Genomic DNA, 1,013 nt, shown 5'->3' with positions numbered 1-1,013 from the left:
CCACCGTCTGGCTGTGGCCATTGATATTGGTGGAAGTGCCCACCGCAGTGTTCAGCGCCGAGGTCTGGCCCAGCGCATTATTACTGCCCAGATTCAAAATCCCGCCATTGACTGAGGTACTGCCGGTATAATTATTGGTCGCGTTAGTCAGCGTCGTTGCGCTGTTATCAGCACCAATAATCAAATTACCCGCGCCAGTCAATTGTGCCACCAAGGTGTTATCAGCATTGACCGCACCTTGCGATGTCAGGGTTAAACTTTCACCGGCAAGCAAATTCAGTTGAGTTAGTGCGGAGGTCACACTTAAACCACCGCTGCCCGACAGCGCATAATTATACAGTGCCTCAGCAACCGTATTGCCTCCCTGAATAATATTTTCAGTGGTGCCATTACCCAGAGTGCCGCCGACAATATTTTGTAATGTCAGTCGCGCCAATTCAGTCGTTGACAACACATTGGTACTGTTAATTAATTGGGCTGAATTGCCGGTATCCTGATCGAGTAAATTCCCACCGGTGGTGAGAGCCGGATCAACTCGGATGATACTGTCATCCGTCACCGCCAGCGTATCGGTGGTGATTAAACTGCCGCTGCCAAATGCAGCGGTTGCACCGTTAAGAGTAAAATTACCGATCGTCTGATTACTGTTATCCACGGCAACCGTGGTGCCAACAGAGGCAATAAATGAAGCATTGTTCAATGCCGCAGTATTATTGCCACTCAGGGCAAAAATACTGTTTTGCATATCTACCGTACCGGCAAATGCGCTGCCGGTATTCACACCAAAATTGAACGTGTTATTGGCAGTATCGATATTCAGGGTGCCGTTGCCGGTCAGGCCGTGGTCAAACAGCGCGATGTCAGTCAGGTTCAACGTGGCATTGGTGATATCCACCGCCACCGCATTATCGACCGCATTACTGCTGGTCAGCGTGGCATTTGAGCCGCCGGTCACCTGCAATATCCCGCTGCCCGTCACCGTATTGGCAAAGGTGCCGTTAAAGCCACTCAGC

1 pseudogene is annotated in these 1,013 nt (G+C 50.7%); it reads right to left on the bottom strand.

Features of this window, described 5'->3' with window-relative positions:
- Window positions 1-1,013: pseudogene (locus tag OVO64_RS20375) on the bottom strand (autotransporter outer membrane beta-barrel domain-containing protein); the annotation flags it as partial.

Origin of the sequence: Yersinia sp. Marseille-Q5920 (assembly GCF_946902935.1) — a bacterium.
GTDB classification, from domain to species: domain Bacteria; phylum Pseudomonadota; class Gammaproteobacteria; order Enterobacterales; family Enterobacteriaceae; genus Yersinia; species Yersinia rochesterensis.
The sequence above is the reverse complement of the archived record's forward strand: the minus strand, read 5'-3'. Positions and strand labels throughout refer to the sequence as shown.